Origin of the sequence: Peterkaempfera podocarpi (genome assembly GCF_042466665.1) — a bacterium.
Classification (GTDB): domain Bacteria; phylum Actinomycetota; class Actinomycetes; order Streptomycetales; family Streptomycetaceae; genus Peterkaempfera; species Peterkaempfera podocarpi.
The window spans coordinates 6,869,619-6,895,137 of the sequence record NZ_CP162102.1 but is presented as its reverse complement, the minus strand read 5'-3'; the positions used below and the strand labels follow the sequence as shown (position 1 = coordinate 6,895,137).

The 25,519-nt window shown below is 71.2% G+C and carries 21 protein-coding genes; 8 read left to right on the top strand and 13 right to left on the bottom strand.

Going from position 1 to position 25,519, the window contains the following annotated elements; genetic code table 11:
* Window positions 1-149: 149 nt before the first annotated feature.
* Complete coding sequence (locus AB0761_RS30350) at window positions 150-1,298, bottom strand: CaiB/BaiF CoA transferase family protein (protein WP_377272338.1); 1,149 nt, start codon at window positions 1,296-1,298, stop codon at window positions 150-152.
* 162 nt (window positions 1,299-1,460) lie between these two features.
* Between AB0761_RS30350 and AB0761_RS30345 the strand changes: the two genes are divergently transcribed.
* Both AB0761_RS30345 and AB0761_RS30340 read left to right on the top strand, forming a co-directional pair.
* A complete protein-coding gene (locus AB0761_RS30345) occupies window positions 1,461-2,402 on the top strand; it encodes a serine hydrolase (protein ID WP_377272336.1) in 942 nt (313 codons plus the stop codon).
* A 109-nt stretch (window positions 2,403-2,511) separates the two neighbouring features.
* A complete protein-coding gene (locus AB0761_RS30340) occupies window positions 2,512-3,951 on the top strand; it encodes a sugar porter family MFS transporter (RefSeq protein ID WP_377272335.1) in 1,440 nt (479 codons plus the stop codon).
* A gap of 136 nt (window positions 3,952-4,087) precedes the next feature.
* On the opposite strand, the gene AB0761_RS30335 is transcribed toward AB0761_RS30340, so the two are convergent.
* From AB0761_RS30335 to AB0761_RS30320, 4 genes are all read right to left on the bottom strand, one after another.
* Complete coding sequence (locus AB0761_RS30335) at window positions 4,088-5,152, bottom strand: S1 family peptidase (protein ID WP_377272334.1); 1,065 nt, start codon at window positions 5,150-5,152, stop codon at window positions 4,088-4,090.
* A gap of 241 nt (window positions 5,153-5,393) precedes the next feature.
* A complete protein-coding gene (locus AB0761_RS30330; protein WP_377274401.1) occupies window positions 5,394-6,308 on the bottom strand; it encodes a carbohydrate ABC transporter permease in 915 nt (304 codons plus the stop codon).
* Between the two features lie 5 nt (window positions 6,309-6,313).
* Window positions 6,314-7,243, bottom strand: a complete 930-nt coding sequence (locus tag AB0761_RS30325; RefSeq protein ID WP_377274399.1) for a carbohydrate ABC transporter permease — start codon at window positions 7,241-7,243, stop codon at window positions 6,314-6,316.
* A gap of 141 nt (window positions 7,244-7,384) precedes the next feature.
* Window positions 7,385-8,695 (bottom strand): ABC transporter substrate-binding protein, encoded by a 1,311-nt coding sequence (locus tag AB0761_RS30320; RefSeq protein ID WP_377272333.1) that lies wholly within the window; start codon window positions 8,693-8,695, stop codon window positions 7,385-7,387.
* Between the two features lie 572 nt (window positions 8,696-9,267).
* Here AB0761_RS30320 and AB0761_RS30315 point away from each other — a divergent pair.
* Complete coding sequence (locus AB0761_RS30315) at window positions 9,268-10,674, top strand: glutamate decarboxylase (protein WP_377272332.1); 1,407 nt, start codon at window positions 9,268-9,270, stop codon at window positions 10,672-10,674.
* A 13-nt stretch (window positions 10,675-10,687) separates the two neighbouring features.
* The gene (locus tag AB0761_RS30310; RefSeq protein ID WP_377272331.1) at window positions 10,688-11,824 is read left to right on the top strand and encodes an aminopeptidase P family protein; all 1,137 of its coding nucleotides are present in this window, start codon (window positions 10,688-10,690) and stop codon (window positions 11,822-11,824) included.
* 224 nt (window positions 11,825-12,048) lie between these two features.
* Here AB0761_RS30310 and AB0761_RS30305 read toward each other — a convergent pair whose 3' ends face one another.
* From AB0761_RS30305 to AB0761_RS30270, 8 genes are all read right to left on the bottom strand, one after another.
* Entirely contained in the window at window positions 12,049-13,491 is a 1,443-nt protein-coding gene (locus tag AB0761_RS30305) for a GH1 family beta-glucosidase (RefSeq protein WP_377272330.1), read from the bottom strand.
* A 103-nt stretch (window positions 13,492-13,594) separates the two neighbouring features.
* The gene (locus AB0761_RS30300) at window positions 13,595-14,614 is read right to left on the bottom strand and encodes an ABC transporter ATP-binding protein (RefSeq protein WP_377272329.1); all 1,020 of its coding nucleotides are present in this window, start codon (window positions 14,612-14,614) and stop codon (window positions 13,595-13,597) included.
* The gene (locus AB0761_RS30295) at window positions 14,611-15,630 is read right to left on the bottom strand and encodes an ABC transporter permease (RefSeq protein ID WP_377272328.1); all 1,020 of its coding nucleotides are present in this window, start codon (window positions 15,628-15,630) and stop codon (window positions 14,611-14,613) included. The genes AB0761_RS30300 and AB0761_RS30295 overlap by 4 nt, the downstream gene beginning before the upstream one ends.
* A 6-nt stretch (window positions 15,631-15,636) precedes the next feature.
* The gene (locus AB0761_RS30290) at window positions 15,637-16,617 is read right to left on the bottom strand and encodes an ABC transporter permease (RefSeq protein WP_377272327.1); all 981 of its coding nucleotides are present in this window, start codon (window positions 16,615-16,617) and stop codon (window positions 15,637-15,639) included.
* Complete coding sequence (locus tag AB0761_RS30285) at window positions 16,614-17,675, bottom strand: ABC transporter ATP-binding protein (RefSeq protein WP_377272326.1); 1,062 nt, start codon at window positions 17,673-17,675, stop codon at window positions 16,614-16,616. Before AB0761_RS30285 ends, AB0761_RS30290 begins: the two co-directional genes overlap by 4 nt.
* Window positions 17,676-17,770: 95 nt before the next feature.
* Complete coding sequence (locus AB0761_RS30280) at window positions 17,771-19,312, bottom strand: ABC transporter substrate-binding protein (RefSeq protein WP_377274398.1); 1,542 nt, start codon at window positions 19,310-19,312, stop codon at window positions 17,771-17,773.
* A 358-nt stretch (window positions 19,313-19,670) separates the two neighbouring features.
* Entirely contained in the window at window positions 19,671-20,672 is a 1,002-nt protein-coding gene (locus tag AB0761_RS30275) for a LacI family DNA-binding transcriptional regulator (protein ID WP_377272325.1), read from the bottom strand.
* A gap of 173 nt (window positions 20,673-20,845) precedes the next feature.
* The gene (locus AB0761_RS30270) at window positions 20,846-22,675 is read right to left on the bottom strand and encodes a hypothetical protein (protein WP_377272324.1); all 1,830 of its coding nucleotides are present in this window, start codon (window positions 22,673-22,675) and stop codon (window positions 20,846-20,848) included.
* A 280-nt stretch (window positions 22,676-22,955) separates the two neighbouring features.
* Here AB0761_RS30270 and AB0761_RS30265 point away from each other — a divergent pair, with 280 nt between their 5' ends.
* The 4 genes from AB0761_RS30265 (at window position 22,956) to AB0761_RS30250 (ending at window position 25,488) form a co-directional block, all read left to right on the top strand.
* Window positions 22,956-23,453: a SigE family RNA polymerase sigma factor gene (locus AB0761_RS30265; RefSeq protein ID WP_377272323.1), complete on the top strand. Its 498-nt coding sequence runs from the start codon at window positions 22,956-22,958 to the stop codon at window positions 23,451-23,453.
* A 30-nt stretch (window positions 23,454-23,483) separates the two neighbouring features.
* A complete protein-coding gene (locus AB0761_RS30260) occupies window positions 23,484-24,320 on the top strand; it encodes a hypothetical protein (protein WP_377272322.1) in 837 nt (278 codons plus the stop codon).
* Entirely contained in the window at window positions 24,320-24,697 is a 378-nt protein-coding gene (locus tag AB0761_RS30255; RefSeq protein WP_377272321.1) for a hypothetical protein, read from the top strand. Before AB0761_RS30260 ends, AB0761_RS30255 begins: the two co-directional genes overlap by 1 nt.
* 551 nt (window positions 24,698-25,248) lie before the next feature.
* A complete protein-coding gene (locus tag AB0761_RS30250; protein WP_377272320.1) occupies window positions 25,249-25,488 on the top strand; it encodes a hypothetical protein in 240 nt (79 codons plus the stop codon).
* Window positions 25,489-25,519 lie beyond the last annotated feature (31 nt).

Sequence of the window (25,519 nt, the reverse complement as noted above, 5' to 3'; positions counted from 1 at the left end):
GGGCACGACGCCCGCCGACCACACGGGGCTGCTGTCCCAAGCTGCGGACGGCCGCCGACCGGCCGGCCGCGCCGTGCGGCGGACCTGACGGTACGTCACCACGCGGCGGGGTCGGGCGGGATGCGGCTGCTCACCGCGGTCAGGGGCGGTCAGGGCCCCTCGGGCCCGGCCGCGAACTCCTCCCGCAGCGACGCCGTGTGCTCCCCGAGTGCGGGCACCGGGCCCATCGGGGGTTCGCGGCCCGCGACGGTGACCGGTGGCAGCAGTCCGCGCAGCGGCCCCGCCGGGGTGCCGAAGGTGCGCCAGCGGTCGCGGGCGGCCAGTTGGGGATGGTCCGCGAACTCGGCGACCGTACGGAGCCTGGCATTGGCGATCCCGGCCGCGTCCAGCGCCTCGGTCAGCCCGTCCGCGGTGCGCTCGGCGAAGCAGCCCTCCAGCACTTCGGTGAGTTGGCCGTCATGGGCTCTGCGCAGCGGGTTGTCGGCGAAGCGCGGGTCCCGGGTGAGGTCGGGGCGGCCCAGGACCCGCTCGCAGAGCAGCACCCACTCGCGATCGTTCTGCACGCTGAGGTAGAGCTGCGCACCGTCGCCGGTGCGGTAGTGGCCGTACGGGGAGATGGAGGGGTGGCGGGCTCCGCTCCTGGCGAGCGGCGGGCCGCCGTGGGCCTGGGAGTGGTACGGGTGGCCCATCCACTCCCCGAGGGCGTCCAGCAGGGAGACCTCCAGGGCGCTGCCCTCACCAGTGTGCTCGCGTTCGTAGAGGGCGGTGAGGATCCCGGTGAGGACGTACATCCCCCCGGCGATGTCGGCGACGGAGATGCCGGGGCGGGCCGGCTGCCCCTGGGTGCCGGTGATGGAGAGCAGCCCTGCCTCGCACTGGACCAGCAGGTCGTAGGCCTTCTTGTCGCGGTAGGGGCCGTCGGGTCCGTAGCCGGAGAGCGAGCAGGTGATCAGGCGGGGGTGGCGGGTACGCAGCCGCTCGGCGCCCAGACCGAGGCGGTCGGCGGCGCCGGGGGCGAGGTTCTGGACGAAGACGTCGGCGCGGGCGAGCATCCGGTCGAGCAGGGCACGGTCGGCGTCCGTCTTCAGGTCCAGGACGGCGCTCTCCTTGCCCCGGTTGATCCAGACGAAGTACGCGGAGAGCCCGCCGGCGCTGCGGTCGTAGTCGCGGGCGAAATCGCCGCCGGGGCGCTCCACCTTGATCACCCGGGCGCCGAGATCGGCCAGCTGGCGGGTGGCGAAAGGCACGGCGACGGCCTGTTCCAGGGAGACGACGGTGACACCGTCGAGGGGCTGCATCGCGGGTTCGCCTCCGGTTGCCGGGTGGTCCACGCTATCGGGCGCGTGGCGCTCGCAGGGTGGGGGCCACCCTGTGCGGCAGACTCCCTGCACGCCCGGTCGTTCGCGCCCGAGCTTGTGGAAGCCCGAGCTTGTGGAAGCCCGTGTTTGTGGAAGGTCCCCATGCGTCTCTCCCTGTCCGGTCCGGCCCGGCGTACGGCGCCGATGGCGCTGCTGCTGGCGATGCTGCCGCTGGCCGTCCCCACCCCCGCCGCCGCCCGCGCGCGGACCGCCGACCCGATCTGCTCCTCCGACGACCACCCGGAGCTGGCCTCCAGACTCTCCGAGGACATCGAGTCGGCACTGCACGGTCGGGCGGGAACCGTCTCGGTGGGGCTGTGGGACCGGGACACCGGCACCTGGTGCGGCGTGGGCTACACCCGGCACTACGACTCGGCGAGCGTGGTGAAGGCCATGGTGATGCTCGCGGTGCTCCACCGCGCCCAGGAGGCCGGGCGGCACGTCACCGTTCGGGAGGACCACCTGGTCACCGCCATGATCACCAAGTCCGACAATGACGCCACCACGGTGCTGTGGCACAGCCTGGGGCCGAGCCGGGTGCAGCGGTTCATGGAGCTCGCGGGTCTGACCCACACGGCACTGAACGACGGCGGCTCCTGGGGGCTGACCCAGATCACCGCGCAGGACGAGCTGCGGGTGCTGGCTCTGCTCGACAGCGACAACCCGGTGATCTCACCCTGGTCGCGTGCCTACGGCATGAGGAAGCTGGCGAGCGTGGTGCCCAGCCAGCGCTGGGGGACGCCGGCCGGGGCGCCGTCCGATGTGAGCGTCCATGTGAAGAACGGCTGGCTGCCGAGGGCCACCCATGGCTGGCGGGTGCACAGCATCGGGGACTTCACCCGGCCCGACGGGCCGGGGTACCGGCTGGTGGTGCTCAGCCACGGCAACCGGACCATGGCCTACGGGGTGGCGACGATCGAGCGGGTGGCGCGGGTGGTCCACCGTGATCTGGACGCGCCGCCCGCGGAGGAGCCGGCAGAGGAGCCGGTGTACCCGCCCGAGGACGAGCCGGGGCTGGAGCCGGAGTACGGCGTGTTCAAGTAATGAAGGCTTCCAAGTTGTTTCCTGTGGTTTAACTACGTAAGTTGAAACATTAATGGCGCATGAAGCATCGCCATGTTCAACAAGTGGAACCTTCCGCAGGAGCAACAACGTGAGCGTCACCAAGCCTCCGGCCGCCCGCCGGGCAGCCGCATCGGGCCCCTCAGCAGCCGGCTCCGAGCATCTCGCGCATGTGGTGTTCATCACCGCCGCGGCTGCGCTGGGCGGGTTCCTGTTCGGCTACGACAGCTCGGTGATCAACGGCGCCGTCTCCGGCATCAAGGACCGCTTCGCCGTCGGCGACAACGTCAGCTGGATCGTCGCCTCCGCACTGCTGGGCTCCGCGGTGGGTGCTGCCCTGGCCGGCCGGTTCGCCGACCGCTGGGGCCGTATCCGGGTGATGAAGATCGCCGCCATCCTGTTCGCGGTGAGCTCGGTCGGCTCGGCGCTGCCGTTCTCCGCCTGGGACCTCACCTTCTGGCGCGTCTTCGGCGGCGCGGCCATCGGCATCGCCTCGGTGATCGCTCCGGCGTACATAGCCGAGGTCGCCCCCACCGCCTACCGCGGCCGGCTGGCCTCCTTCCAGCAGCTGGCGATCGTGCTCGGCATCGCCGTCTCCCAGCTGGTGAACTGGGCCATCGACAAGGGCGCCGGCAGCGATGTCCGCGGACACCTCGCCGGCCTGGAGGCCTGGCAGTGGATGCTGGGCGCCTGCCTGGTGCCGGCCGTGATCTACTTCGTGCTCGCCTCGGTGATCCCCGAGTCGCCCCGCTTCCTGGTCTCCGCGGGCCGCATCGACGAGGCCCGTACCGTGCTGCGCGACGTCGAGGGCGACGGCGTGGACACCGACTCCCGTATCTCCGAGATCCGGGAACTGATCGCCTCCGACCACAAGCCGCGCTTCCAGGACCTGCTCGGCGGCCGCTTCGGCCTGCTCCCCGTCGTCTGGATCGGCATCCTGCTGTCCGTCTTCCAGCAGCTGGTCGGCATCAATGTGATCTTCTACTACTCCTCGATCCTGTGGCAGTCGGTCGGTATCGACCAGAGCAGCTCCCTGCTGATCAGCTTCTCCAGCTCGGTCATCAACATCGTGGGCACCCTGATCGCCATCGCCTGCATCGACCGGATCGGCCGCAAGCCGCTCGCCCTGATCGGCTCCGCGGGTATGGCGGTCTCGCTGGGCACCGCCGCCTGGGCGTTCAGCTACGCCACCGGCAGCGGCAGCCATGTCAACATCCCCGACCTGCAGGGCACCATCGCCCTGGTCGCGGCCAACGCCTTTGTGCTCTTCTTCGCCATGTCCTGGGGCGTGGTGGTGTGGGTGATGCTGGGCGAGATGTTCCCCAACCGGGTCCGCGCCGCGGCCCTGTCGCTGGCCGCCTCGGCGCAGTGGATCGCGAACTGGGTGATCACCGTGTCGTTCCCGCGGATGTCCAGCTGGAACCTCTCCGCGACCTACATCATCTACGCCGTCTTCGCCGCGCTGTCGATCCCCTTCGTGGCACGGTTCGTCCGTGAGACCAAGGGCAAGCGGCTGGAGGACATGGGCTGACGCCCAGTGCCGCGGGCACGCCCCGCACGGTACGCCGGCCCCCACCGGCGCACCGTGCGGGGCGTGGCCGTCCCGTGCCGCGGACGGCGGAGGGCCCGGGCGGGGTGGATCGCCCGGGGCCCCCGTCCGCGGTCGGTCAGTAGACGCTGACGCCGTAGTAGCTCAGCGCCTCGGTGACCGGCTGGAAGTAGGTCACCCCGCCCGAGGTGCAGTTGCCGCTGCCGCCGGAGGTGAGGCCGTAGGCGACGGTGCCGGCATACAGGGAGCCGCCGCTGTCGCCGCCCTCGGCGCAGACGGTGGTCCTGATCAGCCCGCTGACCGTGCCCTCGGCGTAGTTGACCGTGGAGTTGAGGGCGGTCACGGTGCCGCTGTGGACGCCCGTGGTGGAGCCGCTGCGGTACACGGTCTGGCCGACCGACGGGGTGCCCGCGGAGGCGATGTCCTGGTAGGAGCCGTTGTAGAGGTAGACGTTCCCGGCCGGGGTGCCGCTGGTGGTGTACTGCACCAGGGCGAAGTCGTTGCCCGGGAACCAGGAGTCGTAGGTGGTGCCGATCTTGGTGCTCTGCGAGGAGTTGGAGTACCAGGTCGAGGCCACATTGCCGCAGTGGCCCGCGGTCAGGAAGTAGTAGGTCGAACCGGCCTTGACGTTGAAGCCGAGGGAGCAGCGGTAGCCGCCGCCGTAGATGGCCTGGCCGCCGCTGAGCCGCAGGCTCAGGGTGCCGGGCACGTTCTCCACCCGGACGCTGGCGCCCAGCGCCTTGGCCGCCTTCTGCAGCTTGGCGAGCTTGGCGCCCTTGACCGTGGAGTCGGCGGAGATCAGCACCTGGTTGGTTGCGGGGTCCACGGACCATGCGGTGCCCGGGATGCGCGCCGTGCGGTCGAGGGTGTCGGTGGCCGCCTTCAGCTGCGCCCCGCTGCGGGTGACCAGCTTGGCGACCGCGCCCTCGGAGCGGACCGTGGCGGCGGAGGCCGAGTCGGTGACCGTGACGACCAGTCGGCCGTTCTGCACGTAGGAGCCGGCGGTGTGCGCATCGCCGAGCTGCTGCTGAACCTTGGCCGAGAGGGTGGACACCTGCTGCGGGCTGAGGACCTGCGCCTCGGCGGCATGCGCCTGGGGCAGGGCGAGGGCGGTGGTGGCGAGCACGGCTGCCGCGGTGGCGAGCATTCCGGTGCGGCGGCCGAGGGTGCGACTGTTCCTCACGCGGGTCTCCCTGGAGACTTGAGGAGCGGACACGGGGGCGTGCCCGGGCCCGCCGGTCGGCGGGCGCGGAGTGGCCCGGTGCGCGGCGACCGCAGGGGTAAGCGGTTGCAGGCCGCGTACATGTCAAGCCGCTAGAAGTCTCCACGCGCGTTGAGCGATGCCGCAAGGGCCGCCTTCGGCGACATCTGGCCAGTGGCGGAAGTCCGCCGTGCGGACTTCCGCCACTGGACCACCGGCAGATTCAGCCCTTGCTCGACCCCAGGGTGAGGCCCGCGATGAAGTGCCGCTGCAGCACAAAGAAGATCACCACGGTGGGCAGCGCCACCAGCACCGAGCCCGCCGCCAGCAGGTTGTAGTCGGTGAAGAACTGGCCCCGGAGATTGTTGAGCGCACTGGTCACCGGCAGCTTCTCCGGATCGTTGATCAGCACCAGCGCCCACAGGAAGTCGTTGTACATCCAGGTGAACTCCAGCGTGGCCAGGGCGGCCAGCGCCGGACGGCAGAGCGGCAGGGTGATCCGCCAGTACTGGGTCCACACCCCGGCGCCGTCCATGATCGCCGCCTCGACGATCTCCTCGGGCAGCGCCCGCATGAAGTTGGTGAGGACGAAGACGCAGAACCCCAGCTGGAAGGCGACCTGGACGGCGATCACCCCCAGGTAGGAGTCATAGAGCACCTGGGAGTCGGAGAGCTCGTACGGCAGCGCGATGTGGTTGAACATCACATACAGCGGCGTCACCAGCACCTGGGGCGGCAGCAGATTGCCCGCGGTGAACATGATCAGCAGCACCAGCCCGCCGCGCACCCGCACCCTGGCCACCGCGAACGCCACAAAGGAGGCCAGCAGCAGGGTGACCACCACCCCGGGCACCGCGATGATCATCGAGTTGACGAAGTTCCGGCTCATCCCCGACTGGGTGAAGGCCTGCCGGTAGTAGTCCAGGCTGAGGTGCCTGGGCAGCGAGAAGTAGCCGTCCTTCGCGGTCTCCTGGTACGGACGCAGCGAGGCGTACACGGCCAGCAGCACGGGGGCCAGCCAGCCCAGGGCCACCACGCAGAGGAAGGCGTGCAGCACCAGCCGGGCGGGGCGGGTGCGCCGGACGGGCCGGCCGTCGGGGCGGTCCGGGCCGAGCTCGGCGGCGGGCGGTGCGGCCAGTACGGTCACGGGCGTTCTCCCCCGGGTGCCTTGCGCGGTCGGGCCCGGCGGCGGGCTCTGCTGCCGTAGCGGTCCTCGCGGAGCTCCTGGGCGAGATACCCGATGATGCAGCCGATCGAGACCACCAGCAGCAGCACCGCCACGGCGGAACCGAAGCCGATCCGGCTGGCCTCGCCGATGATGTTGTCGGTGACCAGCACGCTGAGCAGTTCCAGGCCGTTGCGGCCGTGGTTGACCGCATAGACGATGTCGAAGGCGCGCAGCGCCTCGATCACGGTGATGACGCCGACGATGATGTTCACCGGCCGCAGGGTGGGCAGCACCACCCGGAAGAAGGCCTGGCCCTCGTTGGCGCCGTCGATGGCCGCGGCCTCCTTGAGCGAGGGGTCCACGGACTTCAGCCCGGCCAGATAGAGGATCATCACATAGCCGGTGTGCCGCCAGCCGGCCAGCAGCAGCACGGCCCAGAGGTTGATGTTCGGGTCGCCGATCCAGTCGACGGGGTCCTGGGTGCGGCCGAGCAGACTGTTGAGCGCCCCCTGGTCGCGGGAGAAGATCAGCTGGGCGATGAAGCCGATCACCGCCAGGGAGAGCACCACCGGCAGATACAGGGCGCTCTGGTAGAAGCGGCTGAAGCGGATGCCGCGGTCCAGCAGGACCGCGAAGAAGAGGCCCAGCGGGGTGGCGACCAGCGCCAGGAAGCCCAGCCAGATGAGATTGTGCCGGACCGCCGGCCAGAACGGCGGGTAGTTGGTGGTGACGTCGACATAGTTGCGGCCGCCCACCCCGTGGATGGCGCCGATCCCGTCCCAGGACGTGAAGGAGAGCCCCACGGAGGCCAGCGCGGGCCCCCACACCAGCGCGAGGTCCAGCAGGACCGGGATGCCCAGCAGCAGCCCCAGCACCAGCAGGTCGCGGCGGCTGAGGCGGCGCAGCCGGGGCCGGCGGCGGGCCGGCGGCGCCGCGGCGGCGGGCCGGGCGGGATCCGGGACGGCCGCCGCCGACCCGGCGAGCGGGTCGGCAGCGGGGTCCGCGGCGGTCCGACGGGTGGTGTCCGACACGGTGGTCCCCTCGGTTCAGCCCTCGGTGGCGAAGATGGACTTCTTCTGCCGCTCGATGTCGTTGACCAGCCCGTCGACGTCCTTGGGGTTGTTGATGAACTGCTGGATGGCCGGGATCATCACGGTGGAGGCGAAGTCGGGCCGGGTGTCGCGGTCGAGGAACTGCGAGACATGCTTGGCGGACGACACCAGCTGCACCGCCTTCTGCTGCAGTGCGCCGTACTTGCTGGTGTCGGCGGCGGAGTTGACGGCGATGTTGTTGGGATCGCCGGCGATGTAGGCCTGCTCCGCGGCGGGCGTGGCGAGGTACTTGAGCAGCTGCCGGGCACCGTCCTTGTCGCCGCCGCGGCGGGGCAGCAGAAAGCCGTCGATGGGTGCCTCGACCGAGTCCTGGCCCCACTGGGGGTCGATCTCGGGGAAGGCGAAGAAGTCCAGGTCGCCCCGGTCCGCCTCGGCGAACTGCTGTCCGGGGTGGGGCAGTCCGAAGACCGCCATGCCGCTCTTCTTCTGCGCCAGGGTCTGTGCGGCCTCCTGCCAGGTGCGGCCGTTGGCGCCCTTGTCGTGGTACGGCATCAGGCCGCGCCACAGGTCGAAGACATGCTTGACCTTGGGGTCGGTCCAGGCCTCCTGGCCGGCCATCAGCGACTTGTGGAAGTCGTAGCCGTTGGCCCGCATGTTCAGGTAGTCGAAGGTGCCCATGGCCGGCCAGCCGTCCTTGTCGCCGAGGGCGATGGGCACCAGCCCGTCCTTCTGCATCTGCTTGGCGAGGGCGGTGTACTCGTCGAGCGTCTTGGGGATCTGGTAGCCGTGCTGCTGGAAGACGCTCTTCCGGTAGAAGACCGCCCACGGGTAGTAGTAGAACGGCACGAAGTACTGCTTGCCGTCCTGCCCGGTGGACTGGTCCTTGAGCGCCTGGGAGAAGCCGGTGAAGCCCTGCCAGAGGTCGTTGATGTCGTCCAGCAGGCCCTTGGCGGCGAAGAACTGCATCCGGTAGCCGGCGAACCACATGAAGACGTCGTCCGGTCTGCTCTGCAGATAGCGGTTGATGTTCTCCTGGAAGGTGTTGTGGTCCGTGGTGCGCACGTCCACGGTGCGGCCGCTGCTGGTGTGGTACCCGGCGATGACGTCCGTGTAGGCCTTGCGCGGGACCGGGTCGGAGGCGTTGGAACCCAGGGTGACGGCGCTGTTGGCACTGTCGCCGGAGCGCTTGGGGCCACTGCTGCAGGCTGCCAGCAGGGAGGGGAGCGTGACGGCGCCTGCGCCGGCGACGGCGCCGCGCAGCAGACGGCGGCGAGAGACGATCGGGTCGGTGAATGAGTGCGCCATAACCCCTCCCGAGGGGTACTGGAGAGAACACAACCGAACGCGAGCGTGCAAATCGCACCAACCCATCGAGTCCCTGTCAAGGGTCCCTGCCAGAAGAGAGCGCTTGCTAGCTGTAACGGCTCATACCGCGGCGATGGATGATCGCGTCCTTGCCCTTGCAAAGCCTCAGCTGACAGGCGTACAACAAGATTCGACAGAAGATCCCCCACCTCTTCAAACACGTTCGCACGGACCCGATCAGCTTTCACCGCCTCCTGGGCGCCCCGGTGGGCCCACAGGGCGGCGGGGCCTCGGCGCCGTCCCGCTGAGCCTTGATCGGGCTCCGCACCCGCGCGACCGCATCAGCAGCCGACCCAGTGCCTCCTCTCCGCGCTGTCGTTCTCCCCACCTCCTCCGCCGCCTACGCCGACGGCGGCCCCGCCTCTCCCCCGGCACACCTCGCCCCGCCCGTCGCCACCGGCCGACCGGCCGGGCAGGGAGCGGCGCACCATCCCTTGCCCTCCTCGGGGTGCGCCCGCAGGGCGCCGGTGCGACGGTGAGGGAAACCCGCACACCGAGGAGAGGACGCCAGCGTGGCGCTGCACAAGGGCCGGGACGACGACCGGCGACTCGCCGTCAACCCCCTGCTGGGCGAGGCCGACCCGCTGGGCCCGATGGCGGTCGCCCCTCCCCTGCACCGGCTGCCGGACGGCCCCATGCCGCCGGCCACGGCCTATCGGCTGATCCACGACGAGCTGCTGCTCGACGGCAACGCCCGGCTGAATCTGGCGACGTTCGTCACCACCTGGATGGAGCCCCACGCCGCGACCCTGATGTCCGAGTGCTTCGACAAGAACATGATCGACAAGGATGAGTACCCGCAGACCGCCGAGCTGGAACGGCGCTGTGTGGCGATGCTCGCCGACCTGTGGCACGCGCCCGACCCCGATCAGGCAGTGGGCTGCTCCACCACCGGTTCCAGCGAGGCCTGCATGCTGGCGGGGCTGGCCCTCAAACGGCGCTGGATGCTCCGCAACGCGGACCGGTACGCCGCCGGGGCACGCCCCAATCTGGTGATGGGCATCAATGTGCAGGTCTGCTGGGAGAAGTTCTGCACCTACTGGGAGGTCGAGCCCCGACTCGTCCCGATGCAGGGCGAGCGCTTCCATCTGGACGCCGAGCAGGCGGTGGCGCTCTGCGACGAGGACACCATCGGCGTGGTCGCCGTGCTCGGCTCCACCTTCGACGGCAGCTATGAGCCGGTGTGGGACATCTGCACGGCCCTCGACGGCCTCCAGCAGCGCACCGGGCTGGACGTACCCGTCCATGTCGACGGAGCCTCCGGGGGGATGGTGGCGCCCTTCCTGGACGAGGAGCTGGCATGGGACTTCCGCCAGCCGCGGGTGGCCTCCATCAACACCTCCGGGCACAAGTACGGCCTGGTCTACCCCGGGGTCGGCTGGGCGCTGTGGCGCGACCACGACGCGCTGCCCGAGGAGCTGGTCTTCCGGGTGAACTACCTGGGCGGCGACATGCCCACCTTCGCGCTGAACTTCTCCCGCCCGGGCTCGGAGGTGGTCGCCCAGTACTACACCTTCCTGCGGCTGGGCCGGGACGGCTACCGGGCCGTCCAGCAGGCGTCCCGGGACGTGGCCGGGCGCCTCGCGGCGGGGATCGAGGCGCTGGGCTGCTTCCGGCTGCTGACCCGGGGCGACCAGCTGCCGGTGTTCGCCTTCACCATCACGGACGACATCAAGGCCTTTGATGTCTTCGACGTCTCCCGGCGGCTGCGCGAACGCGGCTGGCTGGTCCCCGCCTACACCTTCCCGGAGCAGCGCACCGACCTGGCGGTGCTGCGTATCGTCTGCCGCAACGGCTTCTCGCAGGACCTGGCCGACCTGCTGCTGGCCGACCTCGGCAGACTGGTGGAGGAACTGCACCACCAGCCGCGGCCCCTCCAGCAGTTCGGCGTCAAGGCCCGCAGCGCCTTCCACCACTGACCCAGGGAGAACCATGCCCGACCTCGGCACCCCGCCCCCCGCACCGTTCACCCGCGACGACTACGCGGCACGGATGGCCCGCGCGGCCCGGTCGGCCGCCGAGGCAGGGCTCGCCGGACTGGTCGTGATGCCGGGACCCGACCTCGCCTGGCTCACGGGCTATCTGCCCACGGCGACCACCGAGCGGCTCACCCTGCTGGCGCTCTCGGCCGACCAGCCGCCTAGGATGCTGGTCCCCGCCCTGGAGGAGGGCGACGCGCAGGCGGCACCTGGCGCCGGAGCGGTCACCGTCACCGGCTGGCTGGACGGCCAGGACCCCTACCGGGCCGCGGCGGCGCTGCTGCAGCCCAAGGGCCGCTACGGCATCTCCGACGCCTCCTGGGCGCTGCATCTGCTGGGTCTGCAGCGGGCGCTGCCCGACACGTCCTACAGCGGGCTGAGCGAGGCGCTGCCGATGCTGCGGGCAGTCAAGGACGGGCCGGAGCTGGAGCGGCTGGCGGCAGCGGGCGCGGCCGCCGACGCGACGTACGAAGAGGTGCTGAAGGTGCGCTTCGCGGGGCGCCGGGAGTCCGACGTCGCCGCGGACCTGGCCCGGCTGCTGCTGGAGCACGGCCACAGCCAGGTCGACTTCACCGTGGTCGGCTCCGGGCCCAACGGCGCCAACCCGCACCATGAGGCGGGCGAGCGGGTGATCGAGGACGGCGACATGGTGGTGCTGGACTTCGGCGGCCTCAAGCACGGCTATGGATCGGACACCACCCGTACCGTGCACGTCGGGGAGCCGAGCGCGGAGGAGCGCCGGGTGCACGACATCGTGCGGGAGGCGCAGCAGGCCGCCTTCGAGGCGGTCCGGCCGGGGATCTCCTGCCAGGACGTCGACCGGGTGGCCCGGGCGGTGATCACCGAGGCCGGCTACGGCGAGTACTTCATCCACCGCACCGGGCACGGCATCGGGGTGACCACCCATGAGCCTCCCTACCTGGTGGAGGGCGAGGAGCTGCCGCTGGTGCCGGGCATGTGCTTCTCCATCGAGCCGGGCATCTATCTGCCGGGGCGGTTCGGGGTGCGGATCGAGGACATCGTGGTCTGCACCGAGGACGGCGGCCGGCGGCTCAACTCCACCCCGCACGGGATGGCTGTGGTGGCATAGCCGGGCCCGTCCGGCGGCCCGCGCCCGGTGCGGGCCGCCGGAACGGCCGCCGATGTCGCAGGGGGCACGGGGCCGGACGGTCCGTCGCGGCCCCGGCCCCGGGGCGGACCGGCCCACTGCTGCTGCCCGGAGCGTGGCGGTGGACGCCCGGGCGTCCCGCGGACGCGGACGGCCCGCACCCTGCCGGTCAGGGGGCGGCGGGGTGCGGGCCGGTCGAGGGAGCGTCAGGACTGCCGGGTGCGGGACTCGCGGATGGTGTCCCGGAACCAGAGCGCGCTCTGCTTGGGGGTGCGGCGCTGGGTGTCGTAGTCGACGCGGACCAGGCCGAACCGCTTGTCGTAGCCGAACGCCCACTCGAAGTTGTCCATCAGCGACCAGGCGAAGTAGCCGCGGACGTCGGCGCCGGCCGTGCGGGCGGCGGCGACGGCCCTGATGTGGTCCGCGAAGTAGGCGGTGCGGTCGTCGTCCTGCACACTGCCGTCGGCGTCGGCGGTGTCGTCGAAGGCGGCCCCGTTCTCGGTGATGTAGAGGGGCAGGCCGGGGTAGTCGCGGCCGAGGCGGGTGAGCAGGTCGGTCAGGCCGCGGGGGATGATGTCCCAGCCCATGGCGGTGACCGGCAGGTCCTGCTTGACCAGGCGGGAGAAGGGCTCTCCGTCGGCCGCGGGGGCGGCCTCCCCGTCCTCGGGGAGGCCCGAGAAGACGTGGCTGGAGTAGTAGTTGACGCCGAGCAGGTCCAGCGGGGTGGCGATGGCCTCCAGGTCGCCGTCCTGGACCGGAAGCTCCGCGCCGCGCCGCGCCAGGTCGGCGACCACGTCGGCGGGGTAGCGGCCGTGCACCAGCGGGTCGAGGTAGATACGTGCGCCCAGACCGTCGGCGCGGCGGGCGGCGTCCACATCGGCGGGGTGGTCGCTGGCGGGGTAGGAGTTCCCCATGTTCAGGGTGATGCCCAGCTGGATCGGCTGGGGCGCGGCGGCACGCAGCCGCTGCGCGGCCAGGCCGTGGCCGAGCAGCAGGTGGTGGACGGCCTTCATGGCGTCCGGGAAGTGCTTGCGGCCCGGGGCGTGGTGGCCCTGGTCGTAGCCGAGCATGGCCGAGCACCAGGGCTCGTTGAGCGTGGTCCAGTGCCGGACGCGGTCGCCAAGGGCGTCCATGACCAGCTCGGAGTAGTCGGCGAAGCGGTGGGCGGTGTCGCGCTCGGGCCAGCCGCCGGCGTCCTCCAGCTCCTGGGGCAGGTCCCAGTGGTAGAGGGTGATCCAGGGCAGCACGCCCTTGTCGAGCAGCTGGTCGACCAGGCGGTCGTAGAAGGCCAGGCCGCGGGCGTTGGCGGGGCCGCGGCCGCCGGGCTGGACACGGGGCCAGGCGACGGAGAAGCGGTAGGCGTCCACCCCGAGGTCGGCGATCATCGCGACGTCCTCGGGCATCCGGTGGTAGTGGTCGCAGGCGATGTCGCCGTTGTCGCCGTCCACCACCGCACCGGGCACCCGGCAGAAGGTGTCCCAGATGGAGGGGGTGCGGCCGTCCTCCTGGACGGCGCCCTCGATCTGGTACGAGGAGGTGGCCACGCCCCAGAGGAAGTCGGCCGGCAGGCCGTCGGCGGCGCCGGCGAGTGCGGTGGCGGGGGTTGGGGCCGGGGCCGGGGTGGAGCGGATGTCAGTGGTGGCGTCCATGCTTGTCCTCAGGTCCTCGAGAGTTCGGATACGCAGCGGCTGGGGTGTGGGCAGGGCTCTGCGGCCGTGCCCGCCGGGGGGCGGGCACGGCCGCGGCCGAGGATCAGCGTTCCCCTGCGGGTTGGTGCAGCCAGCAGGCGACAGAGCGGTCGGAGGTGTCCATGGGCTCGGCGAGCAGCGGGAGTTGCTCGCCGCAGGGGTCGAAGGCCTTGGGGCAGCGCGGCTGGAAGGCGCAGCCCGGCGGCATGGCCTTGAGGTCGGGGGGCGAGCCGGGGATGCCGGTGAGCTCCCTCCGGGGCCCGCGCAGGGCCGGGAAGGAGTGCAGCAGTCCATGACTGTAGGGGTGGTGTGCGTCGCGGTAGATGTCAGCGGCGGGCGCCTGCTCCACGATGCGGCCGCCGTACATGATGGCGATGCGGTCGGAGAACTCGATCAGCAGCGAGATGTCATGGGTGATGAAGACGACGGAGAAGCCCAGCTCCTCACGGAGCCGTACCAGCTGCTGGAGGATCTGACGCTGCATCACCACGTCGAGTGCGGTGGTGGGCTCGTCCATGATGACGATCTCGGGGTCGAGCGCCAGCGCCATGGCGATCATGACGCGCTGCCGCATGCCCCCGGAGAGCTGGTGCGGATAGCTGTCCAGGCGATCGGGGGCGATGCCGACCAGCTTCAGCAGCTCACGGGCGCGGTCGAGGCGGTCGGCGCGGGACATCCCCGCGCGATGGGCCTTGAGGACGTCGGTGAGCTGGGTGGCGACCTTGTGGACGGGGTTGAGGGAGTTCATGGCGCCCTGGAAGACGATGGAGGTCTCGTTCCAGCGGAAGCGGCGCAGTTGCTGAGGGGTGAGGTCCAGGATGTCCAGGGGCTGCTCGGAGTCCCTTGGGTGGTAGCGGACCTCCCCGCCGGTGATCACACCGGGCGGGGAGAGCAGCCGGGTGACGGCATAGGCGAGGGTGGACTTGCCGCTGCCGCTCTCCCCCGCCAGGCCCAGCACCTCCCCGCGGTGCAGGGTGAGGTCGATGCCCTGGAGGGCGTGCACGGCGCTGTCGCCCAGGCCGTAGTCGACGTCCAGGTCGCGGATCTCCAGCACAGGGGTGCGCTGGAGGGTGGCGGTGCTCATACGCGGTCGCCCTTCTGCGGGTCGCGGACGACGGGGGTCTTGCGGACGACGGGGGTGAAGCCGGTGCGCATCCGGACCCTGCGCCCGCCGGTGGCCCGGCCGCCGGTGCGCAGCCGGGGGTTGACGAACTCGTCGATGGCGAAGTTGATCAGCGAGAGCGAGGTGCCGAGCAGGGCGATGCACAGACCCGCGGGGACAAACCACCACCAGGCGTTCTGGGCCAGGGCCTGGTTGTTCTGGGCCCAGAAGAGGACGGTGCCCCAGTTCCAGTGGGAGATGTTGGCGACGCCGATGAAGGAGAGAGTGATCTCGGTGAGCACCGCGAAGACCACGGTGCCGACGAAGCTGGAGGCGATGATGGCGGTGAGGTTGGGGATGATCTCGAAGACGATGATCCGCCAGGTGGACTCACCGGTGGCCCGGGCCGCCTCGATGTAGTCGCGTCGGCGCAGCGACAGGGTCTGGGCCCGCAGCACCCGGGCGCCCCAGGCCCAGGAGGTGAGGCTGATGACCACCGCGATGATGACGTCGCCCGCGTTCGGCAGGAAGGAGGTGATGATGATGACCAGCGGCAGGCCGGGGATGACCAGGAAGATGTTGCTGAAGGCGGAGAGCACCTCGTCGGCGGCGCCGCCGAGGAAGCCGGCGCTGACACCCACCAGCACCGAGATCACGGTGGCGAAGAAGCCGGTGACAAACCCCACCACGATCACCCCGCGGGTGCCCACCAGCAGCTGGGAGAGGACGTCCTCACCGGTCTGGGTGGTGCCCAGCAGATGCCTGGCGGAGGGGGCCTGCATGATGTCGTTGGACATCGCCGACGGGTCGTAGGGGGCGATCCAGGAGCCGATGACGGCGAGCAGCAGGAAGATGCCGAGGATGGTCAGCCCGGTGATGGCCTTGCCGTTGCGCAGGAAGGCGAACCGGTTGCGCCGGCTGCGGACGGCCGGACCGGCCGCCGCTCCGGGGGCCGGGTCGGCGACGGCGAGCCCGGGGTCACTCGTTTGGATGGACATGGTTGATCAGCCCTCCCGCCGGGTGCGGGGATCGAGGAGCATATAGGCGAGGTCCGCAAGCAGGTTCGCCACGAGGACCGAGAGCGTGATGATGAGGAAGATCCCCTGCATCAGCGGGTAGTCCTTGGCGCCCACGGCCTGGAGCAGCACCAGACCGATGCCGGGGTAGGAGAAGACCATCTCCACCAGCAGGGTGCCGCCGACGATGAAGCCCAGGGACAGTGCGAATCCCGACACATTGGGGAGCACGGCGTTGCGCGCGGCGTAGGAGAACATCACCCGTCGCTCGGAGAGGCCCTTGGCGTGGGCGACGGTCACATAGTCCTCGGAGGAGACGGTCACCATCATGTTGCGCATGCCGAGGATCCAGCCGGCCACGGCGCTGATCACGATGGTGAGACCGGGCAGCACCGCGTGGTAGGCGGCACTGGCGATGAAGTCGCCGGAGAGGGAGGGGACAAGCCCGTTGTCGAAGCCGCCGGCAGCGGGGAAGACCGGCCATGCCGAGGCGAAGACGGCGATGGCGATCAGCCCGAGCCAGAAGTAGGGGATGGAGGAGAAGAAGGTGGCGATCGGCAGCAGGTTGTCCATCCAGGAGCCGCGCCGCCAGCCGGTGATGACGCCGATACCGGTGCCCAGCAGGAAGCTGATCAGCGTGGTGGTGCCGACCAGGGCGAGGGTCCAGGGCAGATACTGCCCGATGATCTGGGAGACCGGGGTGGGGAAGAAGGTGAAGGAGAGCCCGAGGTCCCCGTGGAAGAGCGTGGACCAGTAGTCGAGGTACTGCTGCCACATGCTCTTGTGCTGGTTGAGCCCGAAGAGCGCATAGAGCGAGGCCATCGCCTTGGTGCTCAACTGGCCCTGGTAGCGGGCGATCAGGGACTGCACGGGGTCGCCCGGCATCATCCGCGGGATGAAGAAGTTGATGGTGATGGCGGCCCAGGCGGTGACCAGATAGAAGGCCAGCCGTTGGAAGAGGTACTTCACTGCGCTGCCTCCGCCTCGTCGTAGAGCCAGCAGGCGGCCCAGTGGCCGTCCTCGGGGAGGTCGAAGCGCGGCGGCACCTCGGTGCGGCAGCGCTCCATGGCTGCGGGGCAGCGCGGGTGGAAGCGGCAGCCCTGCGGTGGGGTGATCAGGCTGGGTGGTTCGCCCTTGGGGGTCTCCCGCTCGGAGTCCTCGTCGGCGACGACCCGGTCGGGGTCCGGTGCGGAGGCGATGAGCAGCCGGGTGTAGGGGTGCGCGGGCTGCTGGGTGACGGTCTCGCTGTCGCCGCCCTCGACCATCCGCCCCGCGTACATCACCAGGGTGGTGTCGGCGAAGTAGCGGGCGGAGGCGATGTCATGGGTGATGTAGAGGACGGCGAGGCGCAGCCGTTCCCTGAGGTCCGCCAGCAGGTTGAGCACACCGAGCCGGATGGAGACGTCCAGCATGGAGACGGGCTCGTCGGCGAGCAGCACCGCCGGGTCCGCGGCCAGAGCACGGGCGATGGCGACACGCTGCCGCTGGCCGCCGGAGAGCTCATGGGGGAAGGCATCGATGTAGCGCTCTGGCGGGGTGAGCTGCACCTGGGAGAGCAGCGCGTGCAGATTGCGCTCCAGCTCCGCCTTGTCCTGCCCGGCGCGGCCGTGGATGCGCAGCGCACGGGTGAGGTGGTAGCGGATGGTGTGGACGGGGTTGAGGGAGGCGAACGGGTCCTGGAAGATCAGCTGGACGTTGCTGCACCAGGCGCGGAAGCGCCGGCCGCGGCCCGCCCTGGCCGGCTGTCCGGCGTACCGGATCTCGCCCGAGGTGAGCGGGTGGAGCTGCGCCAGCAGGCGGGCGACGGTGGACTTGCCGGAGCCGGACTCCCCCACCAGCGCGGTGACGCGCCCTCTGTGCAGTTCCAGTGAGACGTCGTCCACGGCGTGGACGGTCCGGGCTGGGCGGGTGAGGAACTCACGCCCCTTGCGCTTGACGGCGAAGTGCTTGGTCACCCCTCGGGCCTCGAGGATCGCCGTTTCCTCGGGGGCGGTGGTGGCGTCCGGGGCGGTGTCGGCTATGGCCATGGCCTGGCTCTCTGTCGGTCTGGTGCGGAACTGTCCGGGACGGCCGGCCGGTCCGGGACGGCGCGCGGTGCGCCGCCCCGGACCAGGCCGGGCCGTCAGGAGGAGGGCTGGAGGTGCAGCACCACATCGAGGGAGTTGGGCTGGGTGGGCTGCGGCGGGCCGTACGGGTTGGACTCGTCCGGCCAGCCGGTCCAGTGCTTGGTGCTGTACTCGGCGCCGATCGGGGCTGCGGAGGTGGGCACCATGGGCACCTGGTCCACCATGATCTTCTGCAGCTTGTTGAGGGCGTCGGTACGGGTGGCATCATCGGACGCATTGGCGTACTGCTTCAGCGCGTTGGTGGCGTCGTCGCTCTTGAAGCGGCCGAAGTTGCCACCGGCGGCGGCCTTGCCCACCGGCTGGAGCAGGGCCCCGTCCATGATGTTCTCGTACATGTCGTACGGGGTGGCGCCGCTGTTGGTCCAGTGCAGCACCGCGTCGAAGTTGCCGTTGTTGACGTCGGAGGTCCAGGCGTCCACGGTCTGGGTGCGGACCTCGGCCGAGATGCCGATCTTCTTCAGGCCGTCCTTGATGATGGAGAGCCCGGTGAGGTAGTCGGACCAGCCGGAGGGGTCGGCGAGGGTGATCTTGACGGGCTTGCCGGACGGGTCCTTGAGGGTGTCGCCGTCGTAGCTGAAGCCCCCGTCGGTGAGCTCCTTCTTGGCCTTGTCCACGTCCACGGCGAGCTTGGCGCCCTTGTAGTCGGGGGCGAGGTAGGGGTCACCGGCCGGCAGCGGGATACCGGTGGGGTTCTCGATCTCCGGGTAGAGGGTCGACTCCGCCTGGATGAAGATGGCCTGGCGGTCGACGACCAGGTTGATGGCGCGGCGCAGCGCCGGGTTGTCCAGCGGCTTGCGCGCGGTGTTGAGCCAGAGGCCGTGGATGCCCAGCCCGGAGGGGAACCACAGCTTGTTGTGGGCAGCGTCCTTGTTGATGAAGAGCTGCTTGTAGTTGGGCATGAAGACGAAGGACCACTCGCTGGCACCGTTGGCCAGGGCCGTCGTCTGCGCGCTGTTGTCGTTGTAGGAGGTGTAGCGCAGCTCGGAGACCTTGGGGAGGTCCTTCCAGTAGCTGCTCCGCCGGGTGAGGGTGACCGCCCCCGAGGTGAAGGACTTCAGCGTGTAGGGGCCGCTGCCGACAGGGTTCTCGTCGGTCCAGGTGGACGGGTCCTTGACGGTGGACCAGATGTGCTTGGGGATCACGAACTGGTTGAGGATCTTCGTCTGGTTGACGAACTGCGACGCGTCGAAGGTGAGCTCGACCTGGTTGGTGCCCTTGACGCTGATGCCCTTGAAGGGGATGGCATTGACGTTGAGCGCCTGGGTCTTCTTCATCAGGTCGAAGGTGTAGGCGACGTCGTCGGCCGTGAGGGGCTTGCCGTCGGACCAGGTCACCTTGTCGCGGATGGTGAAGGTGAGCTTCTTGAAGTTGTCGGTCCACTCCCAGGCGGTGGCCAGCCAGGGCTGCCCCTTCTCGCTGGGCCGGATGCCGTTCATCATCACCAGCGGCTCGTAGATCATGTAGCGGTAGCCGAGGGAGGCGCCTGCCGAGGTGCCGAGGAACGGGTTGCTGTTGTTGGTCTGCGGCCCGTTGGGCATGCCGACGTTCAGCACCCCGCCACTGGCGCCGCCGGAGCCACCGGACGTCCCACCGCTGCCCCCGGCCACCGGCCCGGTCGGGTTGGCGCTGCCGCTGGTGCAGCCTGCGACGAGGGTGGCCGCGGCGAGCACGGCCAGCAGGGCGGGTGCAGTCCTGGATCGTATGGCGTGAGTCACTTCACTGCTCCTGGGGTGGTGGGTGGTGGAGGGCGGAGAGCTTTCCGCCGTGCTGTGAGGGAGCCCGGCGAAAGTGCGCAGCAGGATGCCTGAGAGCGCTCTCAGGCACTGGCTGTCTACAGTGTCCGATCGGTATCGGTAGCGGACCGGCCGACCCGGATCAACCAGGCCGGCCGCTCGGTCACTGCGGGGTAGAGGAGCCCCGCACGACGAGTGTGGTGGGCAGGATGAACGGCGCCGGGGAGACCGGGACGCCTTCCAGATGGGAGAGCAGCAGGCCGGCCGCGGCCTCCCCCATCTCACGCATCGGCTGACGGACCGTGGTCAGCGCGGGCTCGGTGTGCGCGGCCAGTTGGATGTCGTCGAAGCCGATCACCGCGACATCCTCGGGCACCCGCCGGCCCGCCTCGTGCAGCGCCCGCAGGACCCCTGAGGCGGTGAGGTCGTTGTGGGCGAAGACCGCGTCGAAGGGTTTGCCCGAGGCGATCAGTTTGCCGACCGCCGCCCGGCCGGACTCCTCGGTGAAGTCGCCCTCGACGACCAACTGCGGGTCGAGCAGCAGGCCCTCGGCGGCGGCCGCCTCCGCGAAACCCTCGGTGCGGTCGCGTACGCAGCCGAAGTGCGCCAGCCCGGTGACCACGGCGGGCCGGTGGCGCCCGGTGGCTGCCAGGTGCCGGGCTGCTGCGGCTCCCCCGTCGCGATTGGTGGTGGCGACGGAGGGGAACTCGGGATGATGGCCGCGGTCGTCGATCAGCACGACCGGCAGGCCCTTGCGGTGGAGTTCGGCGATGTAGTCCAGGGTGTTCTCGGGCTCGATGACCAGCAGCCCGTCGAAGGCGCTGCCCGACACCTGCTCGGCGAACCGGCGGAGCGACTCCTCACCCCGGGTGCAGGTGTAGAGCAGCACTCCGTAGCCGTCCGCCTCGAGGACGTCGACCACCCCCTGGAGGACATCCCCGATCCACGGCCAGGTGAGGGAGGGAACCAGCATGCCCACGGTGCGGGTGCGGCCCCTGGCCAGGCCGACGGCGCGGGAGCTGGGCACATAGCCCGTCTCGGCGATCACCTCGCGGATCCGCTGCGCGGTGTCGGCGTCCACGTCCGCCTTGCCGTTCAACACCCGCGAGACGGTCGCCTTGCTGACGCCTGCCCGGCGTGCCACGTCCGCGATGGTGACGCGCACCGCTGCACCCCCAACTCTCGGGCGTCACGCCCTTGCGAGCGACGCCGTAACCGGTCCCGTAACCGGTACCGGGACCGGTTACGGTGTGAGAGTGAACCGCCTTGCGCAGCACACGTCAACACTTTGGACGACTCCCCCTCAGGGAATTTTCAGGATGCCGCCCACGCCCCTGGTCAGGAGTCGGTCCGCATCTCCCCGAGCTGGGCGAGATACCGCTCCGCGGCACGGAGCTTGCGGCCCTCGGCGCCGGGCACCTGGCCACGCAGCGCGATGATGGACGGCGCGATCCGTCGGGCCTCCGCCACGTCATGGACGGCGCGCCAGCAGGCATCGGCGTTGGAGGCCGCCTGCAGGGTCTCCGGGTGCTCCGGGCCCCTGGCCTTGAGCAGCTTGAGGGCGACGTCCCGGTAGAGGTCGGCAGCCAGCGCCTGCTGGCCCGCCAACCGGGAGACATGTGCCCGCACCTGACGGACGTGCAGCGACGGCGGGGCGGCATCGCCGTACATGGCGAAGGCCTGCCGTTCCAGCGCGGTGGCGAGGTCGACGGCGGTGGTGTGCTCCCCCGCGTCGGCGGCCTGCACGATACGGGTGATGGGATCGCGGTACTCGGCGAGTTCGTCGCCCGCCCGCGCGGGGGCCGGGGCCGCGGCGGGCGGGGCCGACACGGGTGGCGCGGGCGGGGCGGCGGCAGGGGCGGACTCCGGCGGCTGCGCCTTCCCGAGGTGCACGGACGGAGGGGTGGACGGCGGAGCCGGAAACGCGCCACCGGGCTTGTCCAGACTGACCCGGCGGCCCGCGCCCCCCTTGTCCAGGGTCACCGGCGCTGCCGCGCCCCCGCCCGGCGTCACCGCGCTCCGACCCTGTGCGGGAACCGTCAAAGCCGGTGCAGGCCCAGGAGCGGGTGCAGGCCGAGGAACGGGAGCAGGCCGAGGAACGGGAGCGGGCGCACCGGGTGCAGGCACAGCGAACCCGGGAGCGGCGGCGAACCCGGCGCCGAAGGCAGCCGGAGCAGGCCCAGGAACGGCTGCGAAGCCCGTGCCCGTGGCCGCGGGAGCAGCACCCGGAGCCGGCCGCGGCTCCGCAGCGGCCACCGCCGTACTGCCTGCGGCGACCACGCCGGCCTGCGCGGCGGGGGCCGGCTCCGAGCGGCGCGCGGTGTTGCGGAAGACCGGGCGGCCCGGCCCGTGCGAGGCCACCACCAGGACCTCGGGCCGCAGCACCGACTGCACCTGGTGCTGCAACTGCTCCGGCGTCAGCGCCGGTCCGGCCCCCGGCTGGCCGCTGTGCAGGGCTTCCACCAGGGCTCTGGTGAAGATCCCCACCTGGTCGGGGTCGGGGCTCACCGCAGCCCACAGCGGCAGCCCCTCGGCGAGCGGCGACGGCACGGTGTGCAGCATCGGCCACACGGTCTCGTCGGCGCTGAGGTCGGCGATCACCAGCGCACCCCACTCGGCCGGGCGGGACCGCAGTTCCGCCGCGATCCACTGCCAGGGCAGCCCGTCATGCCGTACCGAGGACGGTCTGGAGTCGCGCAGCGCCAGATGGAGCCGCCCGCCGCGCCGGTCCGCGAGCACATGGCCGGCCAGGTGGATCAGCACCGGACCGGGGTGCCGGGCGGCGGACCGCAGATGGGCGAGTACGGTCTGCGGATCGGTGGCCGCCGGCAGATGCACCGCGTCCACCGCCTCGGCGGCCAGCAGCACCTGCGGGGAGACCGCGGCGAGCACGGCGGAGAGTGCGGGCGCGCCGTTGGAGATCGCCTGCCGGGACCACGGCCAGCGGCCGCCGGCCGAGAAGCCGCCCTCGACGACCAGTATCCGTCCACGCGGCGCCGAGCGGGTGTCGGGCGCCGGGTGGGCGGGGTGCACCGCGGTCACCGAGGTGGCGAAGGGATCGGCCGCCGCGGGGAGCGGCGCGGTCTGCGCCGCCCCTGGCGACGCCGTCAACGGCAGCGGTACCTGAGCGGTGGTCTCCGACGCCGAGGTCGCTGGACTCCCCGTCACCGCAGGTCACCATCCCGTCCCGCCGCTGCCGCGTGCTTCCGTCGCACGGCGCCGCTCGCCGTCCCGGGTCTGTCACTGTATTTGGTCGGCCGGTCCGTCGGCCATCCGGCGTTCCCAGGACATCTTCCCGAAAGGCCCGGGCAACCCACCGCACGGCCGGCGTTCGGCCCGGTAGCACGGCCGGCGTTCGGCCCGGTGGCAACGTCGGAAAGCGGCTCAACCTTTCGGCGGGCTCGTGCATCTGGAGAGGGGTGACGGTACCCAGCCAGCCGGAGGGCGGATGCGCACACATGAACACATGGGCTTCGAGGAGTACGCGGCCGCGCGGCAGCGGCACCTCTACCGCACCGCACATCTGCTGTGCGGGGACGCCCACCGCGCCCAGGACCTGACGCAGACGACGCTGGCCAAGCTCTTCCAGCACTGGCGCCGGGTGAGCCGCGCGGACAACCTCGACGCCTACGCCAGGACAGTGCTGACCCGCACCTACCTCTCGGAGCAGCGCCGGCGCGTGCTGGCCCGCAGGGCGGGGCTGCTGCGCGGCGATCCCGGCCCGCGCGACGACAGCGACCTGCGGCTCACCCTGCTTGACGCCCTGGCCGAACTGCCCCCCAGGGCAAGGGCGATGGTCGTCCTGCGCTACTGGGAGGACCTCAGCGTGGAGACCGTCGCCGAGCTGCTGCGGTGCAGCACCGGCACGGTGAAGAGCCAGTGCTCACGGGCGCTGGTCAGGCTCCGCGACCGGCTCGGCGCGGCCGAGCTCTATGTCGGCGACTAACCGAACGGACACTCAAGGAGTCAGTCAGCCATGACAGCGCACCACAATCCCACGGACGACCTGCTCGTCCGCGATCTCCTCGGCCGAGCCGCCGACGAACTGGAGCCGCCCGCCGGGCTGGTGGCCTCGGCGGTCGCCCTGGGACACCGCCGCAGGCGGACCCGACGGGTGATCACAGGCACCTCCCTGGCCGGAGCCGCCCTGGTGCTGGGCACCCTGGCCGCGTATGCCCCCGGCGGCCCGACAGTGCGGGTGGGCCCGGCGAGCAGCGGCGCCACCGGGGTGATCCCCTCGCCCACCCGGACCTTCCCGATCGTCCATCCACCGTCGCCCGGGACCGAGACGGACTCCCCCGCGGACCGCTCCCCCCAGGAACACGCGCGTGTCGCCCTGTACCGGCAGCAGGTCGCGGCCGCACTGCAGGACCTGCTGCCCGCCGCCATCGGCAACATCCGGCTGGTGGACGGCTACACGGCCGACTACGAGGGGGTCTCCGGCAGCCGGGTCTTCCCGGTCACCTTCTCGGTGCGCCCGGCCGGCGGCCCCACCGCCGCCCACAGCTGCGGTCCCGTCAAGGGGGGCGGCACCTGCCGGGTCGACCAGCTGCCCGGCGGCGTCCCGGTGACCCTGCAGGTGGGACCGACCAACTCCATGGACACCGACGGGGCCCGTGCCACCTTCCACATGGGCGGCAGCGATGTGACCGTCTCCGTCGACCCGGACGACGCCTCGCGGACGTCGGCGCCGATCACCGCCGACCAGCTGCTCGCCTTCGTCGGCAACCCCCGGGTGCTCTCCCTGGTACGGGCGGCGGACGCCCAGCCGGTACAGGCCCCGCAGATCTCCGTGAACGAAGGGGGCCGGTGATGCGGACGAGGCTCACCGCAGCGATCACCGCGGCTCTGACGCTGGCCGGCGTCGCCGCCGCCACGCCCGCCGGGGCGCTCACCACGTCCGTCCGGACCCAGGAGACGGGTTCAACTGCTCCGCCGGGATGGACCCTTGAAGCGTTTCCCCCCGGCGACACCCGCCTTCAGACCGCGGCGCGGGTGGGCGGGACCATCTGGGCCTCCGGCCTCCAGGTGGTGGACGAGGGCAGCGGCAAGGACCGGCCGCCCACCACCGCCGCGATGCTGTTCACCCGCGACGCCGCAAGCGGCACCTGGTCCGCGCAGCCGGCCCCGGACGGCTACCGAGGGCGGATCAACTCCATCACCGGGACGGCTCCGGCGGCGTCTGGCTGACCGGGGACCACAGCCTGGACGAAAACGGCGTCACCACCGCGTACCGGGACGGCAGCGGCTGGCAGGTACGGCGCGCACCGCTGCTGGAGGACACCTGGGGCGCGAGCCTGCTGTCCGCGGCGGCCGCCGGGCCCCGCGATGTCTGGGCGGTCGGCGGACGGCAGCCCGCGGGCGAGCTGACCTTCCTCGGGCTGATCGAGCACTGGGACGGCACCGCCTGGCAGCAGGTCCCCGGCCCGCAGCTGGACACCGACTACTGGACGCTGGATGCCGTCACCGCCGCCGGTCCCGACGACATCTGGGCTGCGGGCACCCTCGGCACACCCGACGGGAGCGGCCTGCCGCTGCTGCTGCACTATGACGGCCGGGCCTGGACCCGGACCGACGCCCCGGCGCTGGACCGCCTCCCGGGGGAGTTCCACGGGCTCGCCTCCACCGGGCCGGACGACATCTGGGCGGTCGGTTCCATCGAGGACACCGCGGACTCCTCCGAGCACCCCCTGATCGCACACTGGGACGGCCGCTGCTGGACCCGGGTCGCCACCCCGGAGGTGCAGGGCGCCCTGGAGGGCGTGACGGCCTGGCGCGGGGGCGCCGCCGCGGTCGGCCAGACGGACGGGCAGCCGCTGGTGCTCCAGCGGGACGGGAGTGTCTGGCAGCGCCAGTCATTGCCCGCCTTCGACGGTGACGCCTCGCTGGTGGGCGTGGTGCGCGACGGCGCGCAACTCACCGCGGTGGGCACCGCCACGGACACCGAGGGGCATGCGGTGCCGCTGGTCCTCCGCCGCTGAGCAGGGCGGCGGCCCGGCCGCCGGACGTCGC